Source organism: Bradyrhizobium sp. UFLA05-109 (genome assembly GCF_054185165.1).
Genome location: NZ_JBBIAR010000045.1, coordinates 52,012 through 76,481, shown reverse-complemented (window position 1 = coordinate 76,481; position 24,470 = coordinate 52,012). Strand labels below are relative to the sequence as shown.

Below are 24,470 nucleotides of genomic sequence, written 5' to 3'. Positions count from 1 at the left end.
CCCGACGTTTTTGAAATTGCCGTTGCGCGACAACAACTTTCCAATATTTACGTAACTGATGAAAATTAAGACGCGCCGTCCTTCAGGAGCCTGACATAGGTCCCGCTCTCGTTGGAACTGCCGTCCTGGACAGCTTCGATGCCGACGGCGAACTTCATCTGGGCGTGTCGTCGGCTTGAAAACAAGGATTTGGTCAAGAGGATTGGTCGGCGGCACAATAGCGCCGCCGTCCAGATCACGAGCCTCCGGCCGTTCGCTCTGTTTAAAAAGTGGACCGCGCCGAACGCCCAGCGGCTTCGGTGGATCGGGACACAACGGAGGACACATCACAGGTAAACCCTTATTTTTGTGATATATTTTCAGACTCACCAGTTCCCGCAAGGGGAGAAGGTGGCCCCAGCGCGGGGTTAGCCGGCCGTGACTCATGATCAGCCGGAATGGCGGGCCGCGTTGGTGGGCTGACGGTCGCCGAGCGGTCCAATCATATTCGCGCGGATCGGCATCTGCGGCGGTCGAGAGGAAAGCCGTTATCGGGTCGTCAGGCGAGAGGCTGCTCACTCGAATTCACACTCAACATCCCTAAACTTGAAATGTAGCAACAAAATCAATTGCCTAGTCGCGCAGTTATGATCTCTCCGAGCGCGCCAGTAAAATCAATAACTTAGGCCTCTCATTTTACCTGCTACGCCAGGCGAAGATCAAAGGCATGAGGGGCCAGAATGCAGCGATCGGGTTAGCGACCGATCAGGTCGATCTGCGCCGTCCAAACGTCACGATAGGCGTTGAGGCCGGCGATCGGGGCTGCGGGGACGGGCATCGGCGCCGCGATAGGATAGGAAGGCGGCCATTGCGCAAGCATTGCGGCACCGCGCGCCGTGCCCGCGGCGTCTTCCGCCGCAAAGACGCGCTGGGTCGGTCGTAACGCGGCGAGGGTCTGGCAGAAACGAAGATTGCCGGCGAAGCTCCCTTCGACGACGAGATCGCCGCTGGTCGCTCCCATGCGCGTCAGCATCAGATCGCTGAGCAGAGCGCAGTAGAGCGTCGCAAGTGCGGGTCGATCGCGCGCTGCGACTTCGCCGCGGATTACGCCTTTGGTCGTCGCATAAGGTCCGCCATGGCCGGAGAAGCAGGGTAGGGCAATCGCGCCCGAGGCGATGACGCGCTCGATCGTGTCAAGATCAGGATTGCCGCCGCCGCCTGCGATGGCGGCGTATTCGCGTCCGCCCATGAAGCGCCCGCAGGCGATGGGTCGGCCCAGTGCGTCGACGTTGGCGAGCGTGTCGTCGCGAGGATCGAGCTGATCGAGCGAAAGGCCCACGCTCATCAGGATCACCCAGGTGCCGGTCGACAACACCGTGAACGGCGCCTGGCGCGAGACGAGGTAGGGCAGAAGCGAAGCGTTTGAATCGTGGATACCGCAAAAGACTTGCGTTTCGGGCGCGAGCCCGCATGCGGCTGCGATTTCGGGTTTGATCGGGCCGAGTGGATCGAAGGCGCGGCGCAGCGGTGGCAGCAGCGACTCCACGCCGAGAGCCTTGACGAGGCTCGAGATTTGTCCCTGCTGCGGCGCCCAGAGATCCGTATGGGCGCCGAGGGTCGTGACTTCAGAGACAGCGACGCCGGTCAGGCGCCAGGTCCAATATTGTGGATAGCCAACGAAATACCTCGCTTTGGCGAAGAGGTCCGGACAGCGCCACTTCTGATAGGCGAGCTGCCGGCCGAGATTGAGGCCGGCTGGCAATTTCGGCGACAGGGTCTCCGAAAACGGCGGCCGCAGCTCGGCGTAGTCGGGCTCGATCACCTCTACGCCCGTGAATTCGTAGTCCATGACCGGAGCGGCGAGCTCGCTCTCGCCGATCAAAGCGCCGGCTGCGCCATGCGCCGTCGGAACGATCGCGCTGATCTGATGCGCGCGTGCGGCCTCTCGAAGCGCATCGAGGAAGAAGTTCCACGCGCTCTCAACCTCTTCGTGCGGATAGGGCGGACCCGATCGAGTGCGGTTGGGCGCCGACTTTTCCCAGAGAAGTCGGCCGTCGTCGAACAAGGCAAGCTTTACGTTGGTCTTGCCGATGTCGAGGACTGCGACGGTCTGGCTCATCGTTAAGCTACATCTCGGCAAGCAACGTCAGGAGTGTCATGGCCGACTTGTCATGGCCACGACAACGAAGGCCAAAAGTGCGCCGCCCGACCGCATCCTGCGGCCGGGCGACGAGTCCAGATCAGAAATCGAAGTCCTTGACGTTCTGCTTCGTGAAGATAAAGGGCGAGCCAAGCAGGATCTCGCTGCCATTGACCACGTTCAGTTTGCCGAGCTTACCCGCGTCCACCGAGGTCGCGCCGGGCTTCAGGGTGCCATCGACGACGGCGCGCATCACGTAGGTCGCGGCATAGCCGAGATCGACCGGATTCCACAGCACGACCGACTTGACGCAGTCCGCGTTGACATACGGCTTCATCGCATTGGGCGTGGCAAGGCCGACCACCGCAACCTTGCCGCAGAGCTTGGCCTTGGTAACGGCTTCCGCCGAAGCGGGCGTCGCGACCGAGGTCATGCCGAACAGGCCAGCGAGCTTGTCGCCGTGCTTGTTGATCAGCGTCGTCGCCTGGTTGAAGGACAGGTTGTTGTCCTCCTGCGCCTCAACCGTTTCCAGCCATGTCAGCTTGGGATGACACTTCTGTGCATAGGCCCACATCTCGGCGATCCAGCGTGCCTGGTTCGGCGTCGTGAAGGTCGATGTGACGATCGCAAAGCTCTTGTCCTCGCCGGCCTCCTTGGCCATCGAGTCCATCATCGCCTTGGCGATGCCGTTGAACTCGGCCTGGTTGACGAACCATTCGCGCGCATCCGGCGTCGAGTTGGCGTCATAGCCGACGACATGGATGCCCTTCGACAGTGCCTTCTTCAGGACCGGCGCGATCGCGACCGGATCGTTGGCGGCGAAGAGAATGCCGTCGACGCCGCTGGTGATGTAGTTGTCGATGAACTTGATCTGCTCGTCGATCTTGGCTTCGGTCGGGCCGTCGGTCTTCACCGTGACATTGCCGAGCGCCTTGGCGGCGTCCTGCATGCCTTTCGAAGTCGCGTTGAAATAACCGATGCCGATCAACTTCGGCACGTCGACCAGCGTGATCGGCTTGCCGGCCTTGTCGGGCGCGTTGGTTGGCCGGCCGCCGTCATAAGGCTTGGCCGCGGGCGCGGCGTTGGCTTCGCCAGCCGAGCAGGCAAGCGGATTGACTGGTAGGTCGTCCGCGCCGTCCCATCTCTTGTCCGCCGCCGAGGCCGTTCCGGCCAGTAGCGTCGCGCTGAGAAACGCAAAGGCTAATCCGAGCTTCATCTTGTTGTCCTCCCATGTTTAAGCCGCTTTTTTCGCGGTCAGACACTCCATCAAACGCCGTCGCGGCGCCGCTGGAGCGAACTCGCCACAAGAGTGGATAGGATGAGAACCGCGCCGATGACCACGATCGTCGCATCGCCCTTGACGCCGGTCAGGGCCAGTCCATTCTTCAAGAGCTGGATCATCGCCAGGCCGACCACCGTGCCCCAGATCGTGCCGACGCCTCCGAATATGCTGGTGCCGCCGAGCACCACCGCAGCGATCACGTCGAGCTCGTAGCCGATCCCCATGTCCGAGCGGGTCGTAGTCACGCGCGAGACGAGGACAAAAGCGGAAAGGCCGGCCATGAAGCCCGATAGCGTGTAGATGATCAGTTTGACGCGATCGACCGGCAAACCGGAAAAGCGCGCGGCGGTCTCGTTGTTGCCGATCGCATAGAGCGTCCGGCCGAAGGTGGTGCGGTCAAGAACGACTGCCGAGACTACGATCGCGATCAGCAAGAGCCAGAGCTGCGCCGGCACGCCGAAGAGGTTTTCCTGTCCGATGAAGTAGAACCATTCTGGATAGCCGCGCACCGAGCGCGCTTGGCTGATCCCCTCGGCGAGCCCGCGATAGAGGGCGAGCGTCGCGATCGTCATGATCAGCGGCGGCACTTTCACTTTGGTGATGACGATCCCGTTGAGAAAGCCCGCTGCGGCACCGACGAGCAACGAGAAGCAAATCGCCAGCGGCAAGGGAAAGCCGAAAGTCTTCCAGGAATAGCCGAGCAGGATCGCGCACAGCCCGACGATCGAGCCAACCGAGAGGTCGATGCCACCGGTGATGATGATGAAGGTCATCGGCAGCGCGATCAGTCCGACCTCGGTCGTCAACCTGCCTTGATTGAGCAGATTGTCGAGCGTGAGGAAACGGCCGTTCAAGCCGCCGAGCACGATCAACGCAATGAGCAGGATCACCGCGAGCATGGTCTCGTGCCGCAGCAGCCACCAGGGCACGACGCGCTTGGCGGTGTGAGGAAGCGGGATTTCGCTCATGGCGCTCATGCTCCGGCCATGCGCCGGCGCCGCAGAATGTCGGCGATCACGGTCACGAGGATGAGCACGCCCTGGACCGCGCGGATCCAGTAGGGCGAGACGTCGATGAAGACCAGCGCGCTGGCGATCTCGGCGATCAGTACGGCGGCAAGCGTCGAGCCGATCACCGTGCCGACGCCGCCGAGAATGCTGACGCCTCCGACGACCGACGCGGTGATGATCGTCAGCTCGAGATTGGGCGGCACGGTCGACTGGATGACGCGCAATTGCGTCGCATAGAGCAGGGCGGCCGCTCCGGCGAAGAAGCCGTGCAGCGCGAAGACCATCACGATCGTGCGCGGCTGCGAAATGCCGCAGAGCCGCGCCGCTTCGGCGTTGCCGCCGACCGCGTAGATGGCGCGGCCCGAGGCCGAATAGCGCATCCACAAGGCGGCCAGGATCGTTGCCAGGATCATGAGGAAAACCGGAAACGGCAGTACACCGAAGAGTTCGATATCGGCGAGATGGAAGCTGTCGGGCAGGTCGGTGATCCATTTGCCCCCGGTGACGCTGATCAGTCCACCTTTGAGGATCGACAGCATGCCGAGCGTAACCACGATTGCCGGAATGCGCAGATAGGCGATGATGGCGCCCTGCAAGGCCATCACCAGGACGCCGGCAACGAGCGCTGCCAGCCAGGCGACCACGATCGGCGCGCCGTTCACGGCCAGAGTGCCGCTGATCGTCGCCAGGACGCCGATCAGCGCGCCAACGGAAATATCGATGTTGCCGGAAACGATCACCATCGACATGCCGACTGCCGCGACTGCGATATAGGCGTTGCCGAGCAGCACGTCGGAAAGATTGCGCGCCGCCAGAAAGCGCGGATTGTAAAGGCCGACGACGATGGCGAGGCCGATCACCGCGATCGCAAGCAAAGCCTCCTGCGAGGCAATCACCTTCAGCCGCCGCCGCGGATCAGCCTCGGCACTGGCTAAGGTCACCGCGGTCATGCCGCTTTCTCCGCGTTGTCATGACTGCCCATCATCGCTGCGCCGATCGACTCCTGGGTTGCTTCTTCGCGCGAGAATTCGGCAACGATGCGGCCTTCGCGCATCACGAGAATGCGGTCGCTCATGCCGAGCACCTCTGGCAGCTCGCTCGAGATCATCAGGATGGCGAGTCCCTGGGCCGCAAGCTCGCCCATCAGCCGATGGATCTCCGCCTTGGCGCCCACATCGATGCCGCGCGTCGGCTCGTCGAGGATCAATAGCTTCGGCTCGTTGGCGAGCCATTTGCCGAGCACGATCTTCTGCTGATTGCCGCCGGACAGCTTGCCCGCGGTCTGCTCGAGCGAACTCGTCTTGACCGCAAAACGCTTGACACCGTCGCGGGCAAGCTTGCGTTCTGCGCCGCGATCGATGAAGCCGCCGAATGCGACCTTGCCAAGCGCGGCGAGGCTGAAGTTCTCGCGCACCGTCATCGGCCGCACCAGGCCCTGCGTGCCGCGATCCTCGGGAACATAGGCGACGCCCAACGATCGTGCCTGTGCCGGCGAGCGGATGTCGACCTTGTGTCCGGCGATCCGGATTTCGCCGTTGTCGGCCGGCGTGACGCCGAAAATCGTTTGCGCCAGCTCGCTGCGACCCGAGCCAACGAGGCCGGCAAGGCCGACAATCTCGCCGGCGCACACCGTGAGCGAGACGTTCCTCGTCAGCGGCCGTCGTTCGAGGTCTTTCACCTCCAGCACCGGCTTGCCGATCGGAACTGCGATCTTCGGGAACAGGCTTTCGATCCTGCGGCCGACCATCAATTGCACGAGCTCGGCCGCGTCCGTCTCAGTGACGCGCTTGGTCGCGACATGCGCGCCATCGCGCAGCACGGTGACACGGTCGGCGATCGCGAAAATCTCGTCGAGCCGATGGCTGATATAGATCACGGCGACACCGCGGGCTTTCAGCTTGCGCACGATATCGAAGAGCCGCGTCACGTCGTACTCGGTCAGAGCCGCGGTCGGCTCGTCCATGATCAGGATGCGCGCGTCCTGCGACAGCGCGCGCAGGATTTCGACGCGCTGGCGATTGCCGACGCTGAGCGAGCCGACAATGCGGTCGGCTTGCAGGTCATGAATCTCGAGCGAGGCAAGCAGCGTATTCGTCTTCTCCCGCATCGCCCGCCAGTCGATCCGGCGGAGGCCTGCGCGCGGCGCATGCCCCATGAAGATGTTCTCGGCAACGGTGAGCTCCGGAAACAGCAGCAGCTCCTGATAGATCGTGGCGATGCCGGCGCGCCGGGCATCGTCCGGCCGCGCGAGGTCGACCGGCTTGCCGTCCACGAGGACCTCGCCCCGATCGGGCGGGAACACGCCGGAAACGATCTTGATCAGCGTCGACTTGCCGGCGCCGTTCTCGCCAAGCAAGGCGTGGACTTCGCCTTTGGCAGCGTCGAACGAGACGCCGGACAGCGCCCGAACGCCTGGAAAGGACTTCTCGACAGCGCGCACCGACAGAAGTGGCGCCGCAGGAGTTTGATTGAGCGTGTCCGTTGCCATGGTCACGCCGCCGCATCGGTTTGAGCGTCTGCATCGACGATAACGACGCGGACACCGTGTGCGCGTAGCATGTCGAGTGCGTCGCTTGGCGCATCGGAAGCGGTGATCAGCGTATCGATGCGCGAGAGCGGGCAGACGACAAGGCTGCCGCGTGAGACGAATTTCGAGGAATCGGCGAGCACGATCAGCTTGTCGGCACGCTTCAGCAGCTTCGATTCGGCGCGGGCGAGCAGGGGGTCGCCCTCGATCACGCCGAGCGGTCCGATCGAGATCGCACTCATGAACATCCGCGTCGCCGAATAGTGTTGGATCGCATCCTCTTCAAAGGGCGAGACGATCATGCCCTGCTCACGATAGACCTCGCCACCCGGCAAGGCGACGCGGCATTTCGACGTGTGGATCAATGCGTCGGCGAGCAGATAGGAATTGGTCAACACCTTCAGGCGGCGCTCGCGCAGATATTCGCCCATCTGGTACGTCGTCGTGCCGCCATTGATGATGATCGTCTCGCCATCGGCGCAGAGGGCGACCGCCGCTTTCGCAATGGCACGCTTGGCGTCGATGTTGAGCGTCTGGCTGACGTCGAAGGAGCGGGTGGCAAGGGAGAGGACGTCGCTCGGTGCGTTGGCGGTCTCCGGCAAAGCTTCGAGCCCGCCATGCACCCTGATCGCGACACCTTGCTCGGCGAGCCTGGCGAAATCGCGCCGTATCGAGGCTTCGGAGACGCCAGTCGCGCGACAGGCGTCGGCGATGCGCACCAGCGACCGCTCACGCAAGAGTGCCTTGATGACCTGCCAGCGTTCCCGCTCGTGCACGTCGCCCTCCCTTTTGCCCGTAAATAGGTCACGCTCTCGACCAGGGGTCAACTGCAAACCGTCAAATTCGCTCAATATCGCGCTGCATCAATCATATTGCGTCGCAGTGTTGAGTGTCGGTGATTGACCTTGATTGAATCCGTGGCCTAAGCTGCCCAGAGATCAAGCACAGGGAGAATGCCTAATGAGCGAGCTCGCGGCCACGCCCCTGCCAAATCTCTGGGACGACGCGCTCGCCGCCGGGCTCGATGAAGCAGGTCAACTTCTGTACCGCTCGAACCTGCTCGGGGCCGATCTGCGCATCACCAATTTCGGCGGCGGCAACACCTCGGCCAAGATCGAGATGAAGGATCCGCTGACGCGCGCGAACGCACGCGTGCTCTGGGTCAAAGGTTCGGGCGGCGACCTCGGTTCGATGAAGCGCGACGGCTTTTCGACGCTGTACCTCGACAAGCTCGAGAGCCTGAAAGGCCTCTATCGCGGTCTCGCCAATGAGGACGAGATGGTCGCCTTGTTCAATCACTGCACCTTCGATCTAAATCCGCGCGCGACTTCGATCGATACGCCCTTGCACGCCTTCGTGCCGCACCGGCATGTCGACCACGTCCATGCCGACGCGGTCATCGCCATTGCCGCCTCAGTCGACGCTGAGCGTTTGACCCGCGAAATATTCGGCGGCAAGCTCGGATTTCTGCCGTGGCAGCGGCCCGGCTTCGACCTCGGCCTGAAACTCGGCGAGATGGCCGCGCGCCACCCCGACTATGTCGGCGTGGTTCTCGGCGGCCACGGGCTCTTCACCTGGGCCGAGACGTCGAAAGCCTGTTACGAGATGACTTTGCGGGTGATTCAGCAGGCTGCCGATTGGCTTGCTGCCCATGAGCAGAAGCCGGCTTTCGGCGGCGCCAAGGTCCAATCGGCCTCGCCGGAAAAGCGCCGCGCGATCGCGGCCGGGCTGATGCCGCTGATCCGCGGCAGGATCTCCGCCGACGAGCGCAAGATTGGCCATTTCACCGATGCCCCGGAGGTGCTGGAGTTCGTCAACTCCAGCGCGCTGACGACGCTGGCGCCGCTCGGCACCTCCTGTCCGGATCACTTTCTTCGCACCAAGATCCGACCGCTGTTGCTGCCCTACGATCCCGTGCGCGACAATCTCGACGAGGTGATCGCCGGCCTCGACGACGTTCTCGCCGCTTACCGGCGCGACTACGCCGCCTATTACGAGCGCTGCAAGCATCCGGACTCGCCGGCCATGCGAGATCCCAACGCGATCGTGTATCTCGTGCCGGGAATCGGCATGTTCACCTTTGCCAAGGACAAGGCGACGGCGCGCGTTGCGGCCGAGTTCTACGTCAACGCCATCAACGTCATGCGCGGCGCCTCTGGTGTCAGCGCCTATGTCGGCCTCGCCGAGCAGGAGGCCTTCAATATCGAATACTGGCTGCTGGAAGAGGCCAAGCTCCAGCGCATGCCCAAGCCGAAATCGCTCGCCGGGCGGATCGCCTATGTGACCGGTGGCGCCGGCGGCATTGGCGGGGCGACCGCGCAGCGGCTGCTCGGTGAAGGCGCGTGCCTCGTCATTGCCGATATCGACGAGAAGGCGCTAGACGAGCGTGTTGCGGCGATCACGAAACGCCATGGCCGCGACGCCGCGATCGGCGTGAAGCTCGATGTGACCGACGAAGCAGCAGTGGTTGCTTCGTTCGAAGAGGCCGCGCGTGCCTTTGGCGGCGTCGACATCGTCGTATCGAATGCCGGGATCGCCTCGGCTTCGCCGGTCGAGGACACCAGTCTTGGACTGTGGCAGAAGAACATGGACATTCTCGCCACCGGCTATTTCCTCGTCTCGCGCGAGGCGTTCCGGCTGATGCAGCGTCAGAACATCGGCGGCGCCATCATCTTCATTGCCTCGAAGAACGGTCTCGCGGCTTCGGCCGGCGCTTCGGCCTATTGCGCCGCCAAGGCGTCGGAGATCCATCTCGCCCGCTGCCTGGCGCTGGAAGGCGCGGCGCATGGCATCCGCGTCAACACAGTCAATCCGGATGCGGTGCTGCGCGGCTCGAAGATCTGGGAAGGCGAGTGGCGTCAGCAGCGCGCGGCGTCCAACAAGGTCACCGAAGACCAGCTCGAGGAAGTTTATCGCCAGCGTTCGATGCTCAAACTGTCGGTTTTTCCGGAGGATATTGCCGAAGGCGTCTACTTCTTCGCGTCCGACCTTTCGGCCAAATCGACCGGCAACATCCTCAATGTCGACGCCGGCAACGCCCAGGCATTCACGCGATGAGCGCGCCGTTCTCGATCAGTGCCGATTTCATCGCCGACCACAACGCGCGGCTCGAAGACGCGGCCACCGAAGACTATGACGCCCTGAAGCGCGCGCTGGCGCGGCACGGGATCGACGCCGAAGCCCTGGTTCAGACGGTCATGGCCTTCGGGGTCGCCATTCCGACCTGGGGTGTCGGCACAGGGGGGACGCGGTTCGCCCGCTTTCCGGGGGCAGGTGAGCCGAGCAATCTCTTCGAGAAGATCGACGATTGCGCCGTGATCCAGCAACTGGCGCGGGCAACTCCTACAATCTCGCCGCACATTCCGTGGGACAAGGTCGACGACTATGCAGCCTTGCGCGAAATAGCCGCGACGCACGGCCTTGCCTTCGACGCAGTCAATTCCAACACGTTCCAGGATCAGCCGGGGCAGGAGCTTTCATACAAGTTCGGTTCGCTGTCGCATACCGATGCGCGCGTACGCGCTCAGGCGGTCGCGCACAATATCGAATGCATCGAGATCGGCCGCAAGCTCGGCTCGAATGCGCTGACCGTCTGGATCGCCGACGGCTCGAACTTTGCCGGACAATCGAATCTGACCAAGGCGCTCGATCGCTATATCGACGCGATGCGCGAGATCGTCGCCGCGCTCCCTACTGATTGGCGCGTGTTCCTCGAGCACAAGCTCTACGAGCCGGCGTTCTACTCGACCGTGATCTCGGATTGGGGCACGAGTTTCGCCGCGGCGCAGGAGCTCGGCCCCAAGGCGAATTGCCTCGTCGATCTCGGCCATCATGCGCCGAACGTGAATATCGAGCAGATCGTCGCCCGGCTCGTTCGCTTCGGCAAGCTCGCAGGCTTCCATTTCAACGATTCAAAATATGGCGACGATGATCTCGACAGCGGCTCGGTCGAGCCGTTCCGGCTGTTTCTCGTTTTCAACGAGCTGATCGACGCCGAGTGGCGCAAGGCGAAAGGGTTCGCGCCCGCCTACATGATCGACCAGTCGCACAACGTCACCGATCCGATCGAGAGCCTGATGCAATCGGCGATCGAGTTGCAGCGCGCCTATGCGCAGGCCCTCATCGTCGATCGCGCGGCGCTCGAGGCGGCGCAAGGGGCCAATGACGCGCTCGGTGCGCATCTCGAATTGAAACGCGCCTTCACGACCGACGTCTCGCCGCTGCTCGCCATTGCCCGCCTGCGCGCCGGCGGTGCGATCGCGCCGATCGCGGCCTATCGCGCATCCGGCTATCGGGCGCAAAAGGCGAAGGAGCGTCCCGCCATCGCCGGGACGTCGGCGGGAATTGTGTAGGCGAGGGGCTGGCTTCCGCGTCAGAGCTTCCGCAACGCCAGACCGCCATCGACGTGGATGACATCTCCCGTCGAATAGCCGAGTTGGCCTGTTGCCAAGGTGGCGACGGCCTTTCCGATATCCTCGGGCTCGCCCCAGCGCTTGATAGGCGTGAGACCCTCGCCAATGAGCCGGTCGTACTTGTCCTTGGCGATGGCAGTCATTTGCGTTCGGATGATCCCAGGCCGAAGCTCGTAGGATCCGATGCCGTGATCGGCGAGCCGGATCGCGAAAAGCCGGGTCATCATGGACAAGCCCGTTTTGGAGACGCAGTACTCGCCGCGGTCAGTCGAGGCGAATTCGGCATTGATCGACGAGATCGTGATGATGCTGCGAAAGTGGTGCGATTGCGTGCAGATCATCCGCCGCGCGACCTCCTGAGTCAGGAAGAACGGGCCGCGCAGATTGATCCCCATGACGCGGTCATAGCTTTCCGGCGTCATCTTCAGGAGATCGTCGCGGACGCTGACGGATACGCCGGCATTATTGACGAGACAGTCGATGCCGCCAAAGGCATCCCAGGCGTCGTCCACGAATTGATGATGCTGCTCGACCTGCGAAATATCCAGCGCGATGGCCTTTGCATCCCCGCCTGTTTCGCGGATGGCTGCCACCGTCTCGTCAGAAGCTTCCGAGCCCGGCAGATCATTCACGATGATCGAGAAGCCGGCTCTCGATAGCGCGAGCGCGATGGCGCGGCCGATGCCGCGCCCCGCTCCCGTCACCAAAGCGCAAGGTCGTCGCTGATCGATCATATCGGTTTCCTTTCATGCGCTTGAGCCCAAGCGAATGGGCGCCGCCTGATTTGGAACGTTCTATAATAGAAAGGATTTAGCGTTCGAGACCAAAATTCCGCATTGGCCGTGTTTTCTAGCCTTGCGCATCGAGGAGAATGGGAGTATTTGGAACGTTCCAAATTTCGGGAGGCTCGCGAAGGGCATGGCGCGTGCGGGGCGCAAATCTCGTGCGGTGACGATTCTCGACATTGCCAAGTCGGCGGGCGTGTCGAAGTCGACGGTATCGCTCGTGCTCAAGAGAAGTCCTCTCGTCAGAGAGGAGACGCGCCAGCGCGTGGCGGGGGCGATGGACGCTCTCGGCTATGTCTACAACCGCGGGGCTGCGAGCTTGCGCCGTGCGAGGGCCGACATCGTCGGAATGGTCATCAATGATCTGTCGAACCCTTTTTTTGCGGAGCTTGCCATTGGCATCGAGCGCGCCCTGCAAAACTCCGGCTTCGTTCCGTTCATCGCCAATACCGCCGAGAGCGTCGTCCGGCAGGCCGAGGTCGTCCGCTCGATGCGGGAGCATGGCGCTGCCGGCCTGATCCTCAGTCCGGCGCTCGATACTGATGTGGCGGAGATCTCGCGGCTCGAGGCGCGTCTGCCCATCGTGCTCGCGATCCGGCGGATCATCGGGGCGAGGGCCTCGCTGGTGGTTTCCGACAATCTGGCCGGTGCAACGCGGGCGACCGAACATCTGATCGAGCTCGGCCATTGCGATATCGCTTTCGTCGGCGGTGTCGGCCGAATGGTCGTCTTCCAGGACCGTGTCGCCGGGTTTGCGCGCGCTATGGAGCAGGCGCGACTTGCCGTCGAGCCCGCGCGGATCATTGAGAGCATGCCGACCAAGGACGGCGGGTTCGACGCCATGAAGCGCTTGCTGTCGTCGGAGAGGCGGCCGACGGCGGTGGTTTGCTTCAACGACGTCGTGGCCATCGGTGCGATGTTGGCGATCGCACGACAGGGGCTGACGGTCGGGCGCGACGTTGCCGTCGTCGGTTTCGATGACACCGCCGAGGCCCGTCATGTCTCTCCCGCTCTGACCACCGTGTCGGTCGATGCCGGCAGTCTCGGAGAACGCGCCGCGCAGATGCTGCTGAGGCAGATCAACGAGGGCGAGCGTCGTCTCGAGAGCTACGTCGGCGAAGCGCGGTTGGTCGTTCGGGAGAGTTGTGGAGCGACATTCAAACGGAGGATCGCATCTTGAGTGGCCTGCGTTGGGGATTGATCGGTGCAAGTACGATCGCGCGCGAGTGGATGATCGAGGCCTTCCGCGGGGCGAACGGCGAGGTGGTGGCTGTGATGAGCAGCGATCCGGAGCGCGCGAAGCGCTTTGCTGGCGAGAATGGGATCGCGACAGCAACGACGGACCTCGAGGCGTTGCTCGGAAGCGGTATCGATGCGGTCTATATCTCGACAACGAACGAGCATCATTGCTCGCAAACTCTGGCCGCAGCCGCGGCCGGCAAGCACGTGCTGTGCGAAAAGCCGCTTGCGTTGAACCTGGCGGACGCAAGGCGAATGGTCGCGGCCTGCAAGGCGGCAGGGGTGCAGATGGGGACGAACCATCATTTGCGCAATGCGGCCACCCATCGCGCAATTCACGCCGCGATCAAGGTGGGCCACATCGGCAAGCCGCTGTTTGCCCGCGTGTTTCATGCGGTCTACCTGCCGCCGCACCTGCAGGGCTGGCGGATCGAGCGGCCGGAGTCGGGTGGTGGCGTCGTGCTCGACATCACCGTTCATGACGCCGACACCATGCGTTTCGTGCTCGACGAGGAGCCTGTCGCCGTGACCGCGATGACGTCGCGGGGTGGTATGGGCCAGACAGGTCTCGAAGACGGCGTGATGGGCGTGGTCCGCTTCGAAAGCGGGCTGATTGCCCAGTTCCACGACGCCTTCACGACCCGATACGCGGTGACCGGCTTCGAGGTCCATGGCGAGGAGGGATCGCTGATCGGGACCGACTGCATGACCCAGCAGTCCAAGGGCGAGGTCGTGCTGCGGAATCGGGATGGAGAGAGGCAGCTCTCGGTCGCGCACGAGAATCTCTATCTGCGGGCGGTGCGCCTGTTCGGCGATGCTGTTGCGGGCCGTGGGGCGCCCTCTGCAACGGGCGAGGACGGGATCAAGTCCCTGAGCGTTGCGCTCTCGACGCGTGAGGCTGCGCGAACGGGGCGCGAGACTCCCATCGATCTGACGACCTGAGGCGGACATGGCACGAACGAAGATCTTGAGTGCTTCCGAGGCGGCCCGTCTGATCCCCGACGGTGCCGTCGTGACGGTCTCTTCGTCGTCCGGACTCGGCTGCCCGGATGCGGTGCTCGCCGCGATCGGTGCAAGATTTGAAGCCGAAGGCCACCCGCGTAACCTGACGACGCTGCATCCGATCGCCGCCGGCGACATGTGGGGCGTCAAAGGCATCGATCACATCGCAAAGCCTGGATGCCTCAAGAAGGTCCTGGCCGGGTCTTATCCGTCCGGCCCTTCCTCCGCCGCTCCCCCCGAGATCTGGGAGATGATCTCGGGGAACGCCATCCCCGCCTACAACGTGCCGTCGGGAATCCTGTTCGACATGCATCGCGAAGCCGCCGCAAAGCGCCCGGGCGTTTTGACCAAGGTCGGTATGGACACCTTCGTCGACCCGGCGCGCGAAGGCTGTGCGATGAACCCCAAGGCCGCCGCCGAGCCGATCGTCAGTCGGGTGAATTTCGCCGGCGACGACTGGTTGTTCTTCCCGAGCATCGTTCCGCAGGTCGCGATCGTTCGCGCCACCACCGCGGACGAGCGCGGAAACCTCTCCTATGAGCACGAGGGGGGCATTCTCGGGCCGCTCGATCAGGCGCTGAGCGTGCGCAACAATGGCGGCCTTGTTATCGCCCAGGTCAAGCGCCTCGCGGCTGCCGGCACCTTGCGTCCCCATGACGTTGTCGTGCCCGGCGTTCTCGTCGACGTGATCGTCGTCGCCCCGGACCAGCTCCAGACCACGAACACGCCCTACGAACCCGCGATTTCCGGCGAGATCTGTCGGCCAATCGCCTCGTTCGAGACGCCGAAATTCGACGTCGGCAAAGCCATCGCGCGTCGCGTCGCGATGGAGCTTCGCGACGGCGACGCCGTCAACATCGGATTCGGCATTTCGGCCAACGTCCCTCGTATTCTGATCGAGGAAGGCCGGCACGGTGCGGTCACCTGGGTAATCGAGCAGGGCGCCATAGGTGGCGTTCCGCTGCTCGACTTCCAGTTCGGCTGCGCGTCCAATGCCGAGGCCATCGTCCAGTCGCCACATCAATTCACCTATTTCCAGGGCGGTGGCTTCGACATGTCGCTGCTCTCGTTCCTGCAGATCGACCGCTCGGGCTCGGTCAACGTTTCGAAGCTTGGTCTCCGTCCCCACGTGACGGCCGGGGCTGGCGGCTTCGTCGACATCACGGCGCGGGCCAAGCGCATCGTGTTCTCCGGTTACTTTACCGCCGGCGCAGGCCTCGAGATCGCCGACGGCTCCTTGCGGATTGCCAGGGAAGGGAAGGTCAGGAAGCTCGTCAACGAGGTCGAGCAGGTGTCCTTTTCGGGCAGGCGGGCGGTCGCGCAGGGGCAGGAGATCGTTTACGTTACCGAGCGCTGCGTCCTGAGGCTCGAGCCGGAAGGCGTCACCGTCGTCGAAATCGCACCCGGTGTTGACTTGCAGCGTGACGTGCTTGCACAATCGGAGTTCCCGCTGCGAGTGGCTGGCAATTTGAAGTTGATGCCGGCCACGCTGTTCCGTCCCGAACCGATTGGCCTCGAATTGCGGAGGGCAGCTTGAGCCCGTTTGTCGAATTGACCTTTCAGGGATCGATCGCCCGGCTCGGCCTCAAGCGCCCCGACAAGCTCAATGCGCTTGATCGCGACATGATCGAGGCGCTCGGCGAGGCGGCGCGGGCCATCGAGGCCTCGCGCGAGACCCGCGTTGCGATCCTGTTCGGCGAGGGCAAGGCATTTTGCGCCGGCGGCGATATTGCGGCCTGGGGCGGATTGCCGGCGCTCGACATGTGGCGCGACTGGACGCGCGCAGGCCATCGCGCGTTCGAGGCGCTGGCACGCCTGCGTATGCCGCTCATTGCGGCGCTCACCGGCCACGCTTTCGGCGGCGGACTGGAACTCGCTGCGGTAGCGGACGTCCGCATCGCCGAGCGCGGCATCAAGCTCGGACTTCCGGAGACGGGATTGGGCATGGCGCCGGGCTGGTCGGGAACGCAGCGCCTGGTTCGCCGCTTCGGCGCCTCCGTAGTTCGCCGCATGGCGCTCACGGGCCGTCTGTTCACGGCCGAAGAGGGCTGCGAGCTCGGGCTGGTCGACGAGGTGACCGACGGCGGCCAAGCACTGATGCGCGCCGAAAGCCTCGCGTCCGACGTTGCCGCGCGTGGCCCACTTGCCGTGCAGATCGTCAAGGCCATGATCAATGCGGCTGAAGGGGAGGACAGTGACGCCCCCATCGAAGGGCTTGCCGGCGCGCTCACCGCCACGACCGATGATCTCGCCGAGGGCGTTGCCGCCTTCAGGGGCAAGCGCGCCCCCCGTTTTGTTGGACAGTAGGAAAGGAGCTTTGAAGGCGGGCCGCTTCTAATGGGTTCGGCGGCAACCGCGGTCGACAACGATAATGAAATTCAAGAGCCGAACAGGCTTCTCGAAACGGTGCCGGACCGCTTCCGGCAGGAAACGACCAAAAAAGGGAAGGGACACGCGTATGAAGTTCCGCGCATTTCTGATCTCGACGGCTTTGGCTGCCGTCACCATCAGCTATGGGACGCTGGCGCACGCGGCGGACATCAAGGAAGTGCAGATGCTGCATTGGTGGACGTCAGGTGGCGAAGCGGCTGCGCTCGACGTCATCAAGCAGGCAGTCGCCAAGAAGGGATATGCCTGGAAGGACGTGCCGGTGGCGGGCGGCGGCGGCGGTGCGGCAATGACCACGCTGAAGGCCAATGTCGCCGCGGGTAATCCGCCGACGGCATCGCAGATCCTCGGCTACTACGCGCTCGAATACGCCGAGCAGGGTTCGCTTGCCGATATCTCGAATCTTGCGGACAAGGAAGGCTGGGACAAGGTCATTCCGGCGGCGCTGCAGAAGTTCGCCAAGACCAACGGCAAATGGGGCGCCGTTCCTGTCAACATCCACTCCGTCAACTGGATCTGGCTCAACAAGGCCGTCATGGAGAAAATTGGCGGCACGGAGCCGAAGAACTTCGATGAATTCGTGGCACTGCTCGACAAGGCGAAAAAGGCCGGCGTTGTTCCGCTCGCACTTGGCGGCCAGCCCTGGCAGGAAGCGACGATGTTCGATTCGATCGTCGCGTCGACCGGCGGCACTGAGTTCTACAAGAAGGCGTTCGTGGATCTCGACGAGAGCGCGCTCAAGTCGGACACGATGAAGAAGGCGTTCGACAACCTCGCCAAGCTGCGCGACTATGTCGACCCGAACTACACTGGTCGCGACTGGAACCTTGCCACTGCGATGGTAATCAAGGGCGATGCGCTCGTGCAGGTGATGGGCGACTGGGCCAAGGGCGAGTTCGCAGCAGCCCACAAGGAAGCCGGGAAGGACTTCCTCTGCTACCGCTTCCCGGGGACGGACGGGTCGGTGTTCTATAACTCCGACATGTTCGCCTTCTTCAAGGTCCCGGCGGATCGCCAGGCGGCGCAGCTCGCACTCGCGGAGGTGACGATGAGCCCCGACGTCCAGTCGGCGTTCAACGTCATCAAGGGCTCCGTCCCGGCGAGAACGGACGTTTCCGACGCTGCCTTCGACATCTGCGGCAAGAAGGGCATCGCGGACGTCAAGGCGGCCAACGCAAAGGGAACGTTCTTCGGCTCGCTTGCCCAGAACTACGCCCAGCCGCCGGCCATCGCCACGGCGTACTACGATGTCGTGACGAAGTTCATGCACGGCGGGATCAAGACGTCGGATATTGCCGTGACCGAGCTGGTGAAGGCAATCAACGCCGCCAAGTAGAGGCTCGGCGGCTCCTCTCCCGTTTGCGCTGCTCTGTAAACGGGAGAGGTTATCGAAATCGAAGTCATCGCTACGCCTGCGTCGCCGTCCAGGGCTCGTCGCGGCGACGGGGCGTGGCTTTCGGAGGATCATCATGACCGCGATGACCGAACGCGAGGCGGCAACCGCAATGGCCCGGCGGAAGCTAGGCCCGTCTCTGCGCGGGTGGTTCCAGGACTGGCTGCCACGGCTTGTGCTGGCGCCGTCATTCCTGCTCGTGCTGGTCTTCGTCTACGGCTTCAATCTCTGGACCCTGTTTCTGTCGTTCACGAGTTCGAAGGCGTTTCCGACCACAAACCTCATCGGCTTTACCAACTACATGAGGCTGTGGAACTGGACCTTCGAGACCGATCCGCCGTCGAACTGGTACACCGCCCTCGTCAACATGGGGCTGTTCGGCGGCCTTTACATCTTTTTCTGCCTGTTCCTCGGCCTGCTGCTGGCGATCCTGCTTGATCAGAAGATTCGCGGCGAAGGCATTTTGCGGCCGATCTATCTCTATCCGCTGGCACTGTCGTTCATCGTGACCGGCACGGCCTGGAAGCTGTTCCTGGATCCGCGCATCGGGCTCGAAAACGCCTTGCACGATTGGGGATGGACCAGCTTCCATTTCGACTGGGTGGTCGATCCGCAGATGATGATCTATTGCGTCGCGATCGCCGGCATCTGGCAGAGCTCGGGCTTCGTCATGGCGATGTTTCTCGCCGGGCTTCGCGGTGTCGACGGCGAAATCCTCAAAGCGGCACAGATCGACGGCGCCTCGACCTACCAGACCTACCGCCGCATCGTCATTCCGATCATCCGCCCGGTCTTCTTCTCGGCCCTGATCGTTCTGGCCCACATGGCGATCAAATCCTATGACCTCGTGCTGTCGGTGACCGGCAAGAATCCCGGCGGGGCGGCGGAGCTGCCGTCAACTTTCATGTATTCCTACACGTTCACCCGCAACCAGATGGCGGTCGGATCGGCCAGCGCGGTGATCATGCTGATGACGATCGCGGCAATCATGGTGCCCTACATCTACTCCGAAACCAGGGAGCAGAACCGATGAGCGCCGCGGATCTCATCACGTCAGCACCGGCGCGACGCGGTCCGGGTCATTCTCGGACGACACGGATCGTCATCTATGGCCTGTTGTTTCTGTTCGCGCTCGTCTATCTCGTGCCGCTCGTCGTCATGGTGATGACGTCGCTCAAGCCGCTGGATGAGGTCACCGGCGGCAACATGTTCGCACTCCCGCGGCATCTGACGTTCGCGCCATGGTCCATGGCGTGGGGCGAGGCGCGCATCGGAGTGTCGGAGACGCGCGGGATCAGCGGTTATTTCTTCAATTCGGTGAAGATGGTCGTTCCGGCAGTCCTGATCTCGACTCTGCTAGGTGCCTTGAACGGCTATGTCCTGACCAAGTGGAGCTTTCCCGGCCACAAGCTCGTGTTCGGGATGATGCTGTTTGCCTGCTTCATCCCGTTCCAATCGGTCATCATCCCGATGGCCGTGATCCTCGGCATGCTCGGTCGCATCGGAGTTGATCTTGCTGACTTGACGGGCTGGTCGTTTGGTCTCGGCAACGCGACGGTCAATCTGGTGATCGTGCACGTCATCTATGGCCTCGGATTCACCACCCTGTTCTTCCGCAACTACTACGCGGCGTTTCCGTCCGAACTGGTCAAGGCCGCGATGATCGACGGTGCGAGCTTCTTCCAGATATTCCGCCGGATCCTGCTGCCGAACTCGACGCCGATCATCATCGTTACCGTGATCTATCAGTTTACCAACATCTGGAACGATTTCCTGTTCGGCTCGACCTTTGCTGCCGGCGATACCGCGCCAATGACGGTTGCGCTGAACAATCTCGTCAACACATCGACGGGTGTAGTCGAATACAACGTCAACATGGCGGCCGCGATCATCGCCGCCGCGCCGACGCTGCTCGTCTACGTCATTGCCGGTCGATATTTTGTCCGCGGCCTGATGGCTGGCGCCGTGAAGGGATGAAGAGATGGCCACGCTCGAGATCAGCTCGCTTCGCAAACGCTTCGGGACGATCGAAGTCCTGAAGGGGATCGACATCACGCTCGAGAAGGGCGGCTTTCTGGTGTTGGTCGGCCCGTCCGGCTGCGGCAAGTCGACCCTGCTCAACACCATTGCAGGCCTGGAGGGGATCTCCTCGGGCGAGATCCGCATCGGCGGCGCTGTCGTCAATGACCTGCACCCGTCGAAGCGGGACATCGCAATGGTGTTCCAATCCTATGCGCTCTACCCGAACATGTCGGTCGCCGAGAACATGGGGTTCGGTATGGAGATGCGCGGTGTTCCGAAATCGGAGCGCGACAAGGCGGTGGCCGGGGTCGCGAAGACCTTGCAGATCGAACATCTCCTGTCGCGCCGGCCGAGCCAGCTCTCCGGCGGACAGAGACAGCGTGTCGCCATGGGACGAGCGCTCGTCAGGCGCCCGAGCGTCTTTCTGTTCGACGAGCCCTTATCGAACCTCGATGCCAAGCTGCGCGTCGACATGCGGGTCGAGATCAAGCGTCTGCATCAGACGACCGGCACGACGATCGTTTATGTCACGCACGATCAGATCGAGGCCATGACGCTGGCGACGAAGATTGCCGTGCTGAAGAATGGCGAACTGCAGCAGGTGGGAAGTCCGAGCGAAATCTATAATCGTCCCGCCAACATGTTCGTCGCGGACTTCATGGGATCGCCGGCGATGAACCTGCTGGAGGGCACGGTCACGCAGGCGGATGGCCAGCAGCGGATCGCGCTCGCGCGCAAGGATGGGTCATCGATCATGCTGCCCGTGCCGGCGAGTGCCGATGCTGCCGGGCTCAAGGACGGTGCCAAGGTGATCTTCGGCATTCGTCCCGAGGCCGTGAACGATGACGAAAGCATGGACCGCAACGCCAGATCGGTTGTCCGGTTCGACGCCAACGTGGAGATCATCGAGCCTGCCGGATCGGACACCTATGTCGTCATCCGGGTCGCGGGCAAGGAGGTGACCGCCCGCATGCGTGCTGATGCCGACATCCGGCTCGGGCAACCGCACACTTTTGCGTTCAATCTCGACAAGGCGGTGCTGTTCGACCCAGCGACCACGCACCGCATCTGATCGAGCGCTGCGAGAGCCGCATGAAGATCACGGAGACAACCGATGTTCTCGTCATCGGTTCTGGAATGGGCGGTGCGACCTTTGCCGCCGGTCTCGCGCCTACCGGCGCAAAGATGGTGATTCTCGAGCGCGGCCAGCGTCTGCGCGACTGCGAGGCCGCGCGGGACGCGAGGGCGATCTTCCAGCGTGGGGTTTTCCGGCCGCAGGAGTCCTGGCTCGATGGGGCAGGGAAGGCCTTCAATCCCGGCAATTACTACTATGTGGGCGGCAATACCAAGCTGTACGGGGCGGTGCTGATCCGCTACCGCGCCGAGGACTTTGCTCCCATCGCGCATCGCGATGGAACGACGCCGGGCTGGCCGTTCAGCTATGGCGAACTGGAGCCATGGTATAGCCGTGCAGAGCAACTCTATAACGTGCGCGGCGCGCTCGGGAACGATTCCTCGGAGCCTTTTCACTCCGCACCTTACCCGTTCGGTCCGGTGCCGGATGAGCCGGCGATCGCCGCGGTACGAGAGCGGCTGAAGAAAATCGGGCTCAATCCGTTCTCACTGCCGCTTGGCATCGACATCGAGACATGGCTCAAACGCGCCAAGACACCCTGGGATGCATTCCCGGACGCCGGGCACGGCAAGATGGATGCCGAGTCCTGCGGGCTTGCCTGCGCTCTCGCCCACGACAATGTCGAACTGCGCGAAGGTGCACAGGTCGAGCGGCTTGTCGCCGAGCCGGACGGTAAACGCATCGCCGGCGTCGAGGTCATTCAGGCCGGTGAGCGGAGGATGATCTGTGCCCAGATCGTCGTGCTCGCGGCAGGCGCCGTCAATTCAGCCGCGCTGCTTCTGCGTTCGTCACAGGCCGGCATCGCCAACCGTTCCGATGCAGTCGGCCGCTACTTCATGAACCACAATGCCTCGGCTGTGCTGGCGATCGACCCGCGAGTCGTCAACGATTCGATCTACCAGAAGACGATCGGCGTCAATGATTTCTATCTCGATGATGGACGCGGCGGACCGCCGCTCGGCAACATTCAGCTGCTTGGACGTGTCACCGCGCCGATTCTGAAGGCCAACATGCCGCTCGCGCCGGAATTGGCGCTGGGCCTGATGAGCCGGCACGCGGTCGACTGGTACGCGATGAGCGAGGATCTGCCGAGCGCCGCGAGCCGTGTGACGGTCGATGGTGGAAATATCCGGCTCGACTGGCAGCGTTCGAACTGGACGACCCATCTGGCGCTGGTGGCGGCGTTGAAGGAACGGCTGCGTGCTGCGGGTTACCCGATCGTACTGTCGAAGGCGTTCGACCGGCGCACGCCCTCGCATCAGTGCGGGACGGTGCGCATCGGCCGCGATCCCGCGACATCACCGCTCGATCCGTTCTGTCGTGCCTTTGATCATCCCAATCTTTTCGTCGTCGATGCGTCGTTCCTGCCGACCTCGGCGGCGGTGAACCCGTCACTGACGATCGCCGCCCAGGCGTTGCGCGTCGCGGATCATGTTGCGAGGACCGACCTTCGAACTCATGATCTTCGAACTCTTGGGGACATGAGATGACGGTTTACGATTACATCATCGTCGGCGCCGGGTCCGCCGGCTGCGTGCTTGCCAACCGTCTGAGCGTCGATGCGTCGACGAAGGTGCTCCTGCTCGAGGCAGGCGGCAGCGACAACAACCCGCTGTTCGGCATGCCGGCGGGTTTTGCCAAGATGACCAAGGGCATTGCATCCTGGGGATACTCGACGGTACCCCAGCGCCACCTTGGCGGGCGGGTGCTGCGCTATACCCAGGCGAAGGTGCTCGGCGGCGGCTCCAGCATCAACGCGCAGGTCTATACCCGTGGTAACGCCCGAGACTATGATGGCTGGGCAGCGGATGGCGCGACAGGCTGGAGCTACGCGGATGTCTTGCCGTATTTCAAGCGCGCCGAAGACAACCAGCGCTTCGTCGATGCCTACCATGCGCGCGGTGGTCCGCTCGGCGTTTCGGTGCCGGTCAACCCGCTGCCGATCAGCGAGGCTTTTCTGCGAGCCGGGCAGGAATATGGAATTCAATACAATGCCGATTTCAATGGTGCGCGGCAGGAGGGCGTCGGCCACTATCAGGTGACGGTGCGAGATGCGCGGCGATGCTCGACCGCCACCGCCTATCTGAAGCCGATCCGTGGCCGACCGAATCTCACCGTCCTGACCGGCGCCTACAGCACCCGGATCGTGGTCGAGAATGGGCGTGCTGTGGGAATCGAGTCGGTGCGCGGAGGGGAGCGGGAGATCGTTCGGGCCGAACGGGAGGTCATCCTTGCGTCCGGCGCCATCGGATCGCCTCGTCTTCTGCTGCTATCGGGGATCGGTCCGGCCGACCATCTGAATTCAATCGGTGTCAAGCCGATCCACGATTTGCCCGGTGTGGGCGAGAACCTTCAGGATCATCTCGACCTCTATGCGATTGCGGAGTGCAAGGGCGACTTCACCTACGACAGCTATGCGAAGCTGCACCGCACGATCTGGGCGGGGCTGGAGTATCTGCTGTTCAAGCGCGGACCGGTCGCGTCCACCCTGTTTGAGACCGGGGGCTTCTGGTACGCCGACCCGGCGGCAAGAGCGCTGGAATGGCCGGACGTGCAATTCCACCTTGGCCTCGGTTCGGGAATCGAGGCGGGCGTGGAGAAGCTTGAGCATGCAGGCGTCACGCTCAATTCGGCATTCCTGCGGCCGAGCTCGCGTGGCACCGTGCGGCTTGCAAGCGGCGATCCTTCCGCGTCGCCCTTGATTGATCCAAATTACTGGTCCGATGCGCGTGATCGCTCTGCGGCGATCGAGGGGCTGAAGATGGCCCGTGAGATTCTCCGGCAACCCGCGCTCGAGCCGTTCGTCATGGTCGAGCGGATGCCCGGTGTTGCGGCCACCAGCGAAGCCGCTCTCGCCGACTATGCGTATCGGACCTGCAAGACCGATCATCACCCCGTCGGCACCTGCCGAATGGGCACTGACGAGCTGGCGGTGGTCGATCCGTTGCTGAGGCTTCGTGGAATCGATGGTTTGCGGATTTGCGATGCTTCGGTGATGCCGCGCATCACCTCATCCAACACGAACGCCCCGACCATCATGATAGCGGAGAAGGCGGCAGATCTGATTCTCGGAAAGACGACTCTCTCTGCACCACACTTGGCGAACACGGAACGCAACGTGCTGAAAGGTTCGCTCAGTTGCCCTGCAAAATGAGT

At 63.0% G+C, this 24,470-nt stretch carries 19 protein-coding genes; 12 read left to right on the top strand and 7 right to left on the bottom strand.

Annotated elements, in window-relative coordinates; genetic code table 11:
• Nucleotides 1-733: 733 nt before the first annotated feature.
• The 6 genes from Q3C01_RS28980 to Q3C01_RS28955 form a co-directional block, all read right to left on the bottom strand.
• Nucleotides 734-2,098, bottom strand: coding sequence for an FGGY-family carbohydrate kinase (locus Q3C01_RS28980; protein ID WP_458148700.1), 1,365 nt, complete (start codon nucleotides 2,096-2,098; stop codon nucleotides 734-736).
• A gap of 121 nt (nucleotides 2,099-2,219) precedes the next feature.
• Nucleotides 2,220-3,335 (bottom strand): autoinducer 2 ABC transporter substrate-binding protein, encoded by a 1,116-nt coding sequence (locus Q3C01_RS28975; RefSeq protein WP_458148699.1) that lies wholly within the window; start codon nucleotides 3,333-3,335, stop codon nucleotides 2,220-2,222.
• Between the two features lie 50 nt (nucleotides 3,336-3,385).
• A complete protein-coding gene (locus tag Q3C01_RS28970; protein WP_458148698.1) occupies nucleotides 3,386-4,378 on the bottom strand; it encodes an ABC transporter permease in 993 nt (330 codons plus the stop codon).
• A complete protein-coding gene (locus Q3C01_RS28965; protein WP_458148697.1) occupies nucleotides 4,375-5,361 on the bottom strand; it encodes an ABC transporter permease in 987 nt (328 codons plus the stop codon). The genes Q3C01_RS28970 and Q3C01_RS28965 overlap by 4 nt, the downstream gene beginning before the upstream one ends.
• Nucleotides 5,358-6,899: a sugar ABC transporter ATP-binding protein gene (locus Q3C01_RS28960; protein WP_458148696.1), complete on the bottom strand. Its 1,542-nt coding sequence runs from the start codon at nucleotides 6,897-6,899 to the stop codon at nucleotides 5,358-5,360. Before Q3C01_RS28960 ends, Q3C01_RS28965 begins: the two co-directional genes overlap by 4 nt.
• Before the next feature lie 2 nt (nucleotides 6,900-6,901).
• Nucleotides 6,902-7,714: a DeoR/GlpR family DNA-binding transcription regulator gene (locus Q3C01_RS28955; RefSeq protein ID WP_458148695.1), complete on the bottom strand. Its 813-nt coding sequence runs from the start codon at nucleotides 7,712-7,714 to the stop codon at nucleotides 6,902-6,904.
• Nucleotides 7,715-7,898: 184 nt separating this feature from the next.
• Between Q3C01_RS28955 and Q3C01_RS28950 the strand changes: the two genes are divergently transcribed.
• Both Q3C01_RS28950 and rhaI read left to right on the top strand, forming a co-directional pair.
• Nucleotides 7,899-9,995 carry a bifunctional rhamnulose-1-phosphate aldolase/short-chain dehydrogenase gene (locus Q3C01_RS28950; RefSeq protein WP_458148694.1) on the top strand — a complete coding sequence of 699 codons (2,097 nt, stop codon included), beginning with the start codon at nucleotides 7,899-7,901 and terminating at the stop codon, nucleotides 9,993-9,995.
• Entirely contained in the window at nucleotides 9,992-11,290 is a 1,299-nt protein-coding gene (gene rhaI, locus Q3C01_RS28945; RefSeq protein ID WP_458148693.1) for an L-rhamnose catabolism isomerase, read from the top strand. Before Q3C01_RS28950 ends, rhaI begins: the two co-directional genes overlap by 4 nt.
• A 20-nt stretch (nucleotides 11,291-11,310) precedes the next feature.
• Here rhaI and Q3C01_RS28940 read toward each other — a convergent pair whose 3' ends face one another.
• Nucleotides 11,311-12,084, bottom strand: coding sequence for a 3-ketoacyl-ACP reductase (locus Q3C01_RS28940; protein WP_458148692.1), 774 nt, complete (start codon nucleotides 12,082-12,084; stop codon nucleotides 11,311-11,313).
• 184 nt (nucleotides 12,085-12,268) lie between these two features.
• On the opposite strand from Q3C01_RS28940, the gene Q3C01_RS28935 reads away from it, so the two are divergent.
• From Q3C01_RS28935 to Q3C01_RS28890, 10 genes are all read left to right on the top strand, one after another.
• Nucleotides 12,269-13,315 (top strand): LacI family DNA-binding transcriptional regulator, encoded by a 1,047-nt coding sequence (locus tag Q3C01_RS28935; RefSeq protein ID WP_458148691.1) that lies wholly within the window; start codon nucleotides 12,269-12,271, stop codon nucleotides 13,313-13,315.
• A 5-nt stretch (nucleotides 13,316-13,320) separates the two neighbouring features.
• Complete coding sequence (locus Q3C01_RS28930; RefSeq protein WP_458148703.1) at nucleotides 13,321-14,316, top strand: Gfo/Idh/MocA family protein; 996 nt, start codon at nucleotides 13,321-13,323, stop codon at nucleotides 14,314-14,316.
• Nucleotides 14,317-14,323: 7 nt separating this feature from the next.
• A complete protein-coding gene (locus Q3C01_RS28925) occupies nucleotides 14,324-15,913 on the top strand; it encodes an acyl CoA:acetate/3-ketoacid CoA transferase (protein WP_458148690.1) in 1,590 nt (529 codons plus the stop codon).
• Complete coding sequence (locus Q3C01_RS28920) at nucleotides 15,910-16,683, top strand: enoyl-CoA hydratase/isomerase family protein (RefSeq protein WP_458148689.1); 774 nt, start codon at nucleotides 15,910-15,912, stop codon at nucleotides 16,681-16,683. The genes Q3C01_RS28925 and Q3C01_RS28920 overlap by 4 nt, the downstream gene beginning before the upstream one ends.
• A gap of 151 nt (nucleotides 16,684-16,834) precedes the next feature.
• Nucleotides 16,835-18,100, top strand: coding sequence for an ABC transporter substrate-binding protein (locus Q3C01_RS28915; RefSeq protein ID WP_458148688.1), 1,266 nt, complete (start codon nucleotides 16,835-16,837; stop codon nucleotides 18,098-18,100).
• A gap of 142 nt (nucleotides 18,101-18,242) precedes the next feature.
• Complete coding sequence (locus Q3C01_RS28910) at nucleotides 18,243-19,190, top strand: carbohydrate ABC transporter permease (protein WP_458148702.1); 948 nt, start codon at nucleotides 18,243-18,245, stop codon at nucleotides 19,188-19,190.
• A complete protein-coding gene (locus tag Q3C01_RS28905) occupies nucleotides 19,187-20,134 on the top strand; it encodes a carbohydrate ABC transporter permease (RefSeq protein ID WP_458148687.1) in 948 nt (315 codons plus the stop codon). The genes Q3C01_RS28910 and Q3C01_RS28905 overlap by 4 nt, the downstream gene beginning before the upstream one ends.
• 4 nt (nucleotides 20,135-20,138) lie before the next feature.
• A complete protein-coding gene (locus Q3C01_RS28900) occupies nucleotides 20,139-21,251 on the top strand; it encodes an ABC transporter ATP-binding protein (RefSeq protein WP_458148686.1) in 1,113 nt (370 codons plus the stop codon).
• Nucleotides 21,252-21,271: 20 nt separating this feature from the next.
• Nucleotides 21,272-22,804 carry an FAD-dependent oxidoreductase gene (locus Q3C01_RS28895; RefSeq protein ID WP_458148685.1) on the top strand — a complete coding sequence of 511 codons (1,533 nt, stop codon included), beginning with the start codon at nucleotides 21,272-21,274 and terminating at the stop codon, nucleotides 22,802-22,804.
• Nucleotides 22,801-24,468, top strand: a complete 1,668-nt coding sequence (locus Q3C01_RS28890; RefSeq protein WP_458148684.1) for a GMC family oxidoreductase — start codon at nucleotides 22,801-22,803, stop codon at nucleotides 24,466-24,468. The genes Q3C01_RS28895 and Q3C01_RS28890 overlap by 4 nt, the downstream gene beginning before the upstream one ends.
• Nucleotides 24,469-24,470 lie beyond the last annotated feature (2 nt).

Excerpts from the sequence above, each read along its gene's own strand:
- Q3C01_RS28980 (WP_458148700.1), bottom strand. The coding sequence starts at position 2,098 with ATGAGCCAGACCGTCGCAGTCCTCGACATCGGCAAGACCAACGTAAAG.
- Q3C01_RS28975 (WP_458148699.1), bottom strand. The coding sequence starts at position 3,335 with ATGAAGCTCGGATTAGCCTTTGCGTTTCTCAGCGCGACGCTACTGGCC.
- Q3C01_RS28970 (WP_458148698.1), bottom strand. The coding sequence starts at position 4,378 with ATGAGCGCCATGAGCGAAATCCCGCTTCCTCACACCGCCAAGCGCGTC.
- Q3C01_RS28965 (WP_458148697.1), bottom strand. The coding sequence starts at position 5,361 with ATGACCGCGGTGACCTTAGCCAGTGCCGAGGCTGATCCGCGGCGGCGG.
- Q3C01_RS28960 (WP_458148696.1), bottom strand. The coding sequence starts at position 6,899 with ATGGCAACGGACACGCTCAATCAAACTCCTGCGGCGCCACTTCTGTCG.
- Q3C01_RS28950 (WP_458148694.1), top strand. The coding sequence starts at position 7,899 with ATGAGCGAGCTCGCGGCCACGCCCCTGCCAAATCTCTGGGACGACGCG.
- rhaI (WP_458148693.1), top strand. The coding sequence starts at position 9,992 with ATGAGCGCGCCGTTCTCGATCAGTGCCGATTTCATCGCCGACCACAAC.
- Q3C01_RS28940 (WP_458148692.1), bottom strand. The coding sequence starts at position 12,084 with ATGATCGATCAGCGACGACCTTGCGCTTTGGTGACGGGAGCGGGGCGC.
- Q3C01_RS28935 (WP_458148691.1), top strand. The coding sequence starts at position 12,269 with ATGGCGCGTGCGGGGCGCAAATCTCGTGCGGTGACGATTCTCGACATT.
- Q3C01_RS28925 (WP_458148690.1), top strand. The coding sequence starts at position 14,324 with ATGGCACGAACGAAGATCTTGAGTGCTTCCGAGGCGGCCCGTCTGATC.
- Q3C01_RS28915 (WP_458148688.1), top strand. The coding sequence starts at position 16,835 with ATGAAGTTCCGCGCATTTCTGATCTCGACGGCTTTGGCTGCCGTCACC.
- Q3C01_RS28910 (WP_458148702.1), top strand. The coding sequence starts at position 18,243 with ATGACCGAACGCGAGGCGGCAACCGCAATGGCCCGGCGGAAGCTAGGC.
- Q3C01_RS28905 (WP_458148687.1), top strand. The coding sequence starts at position 19,187 with ATGAGCGCCGCGGATCTCATCACGTCAGCACCGGCGCGACGCGGTCCG.
- Q3C01_RS28900 (WP_458148686.1), top strand. The coding sequence starts at position 20,139 with ATGGCCACGCTCGAGATCAGCTCGCTTCGCAAACGCTTCGGGACGATC.
- Q3C01_RS28895 (WP_458148685.1), top strand. The coding sequence starts at position 21,272 with ATGAAGATCACGGAGACAACCGATGTTCTCGTCATCGGTTCTGGAATG.
- Q3C01_RS28890 (WP_458148684.1), top strand. The coding sequence starts at position 22,801 with ATGACGGTTTACGATTACATCATCGTCGGCGCCGGGTCCGCCGGCTGC.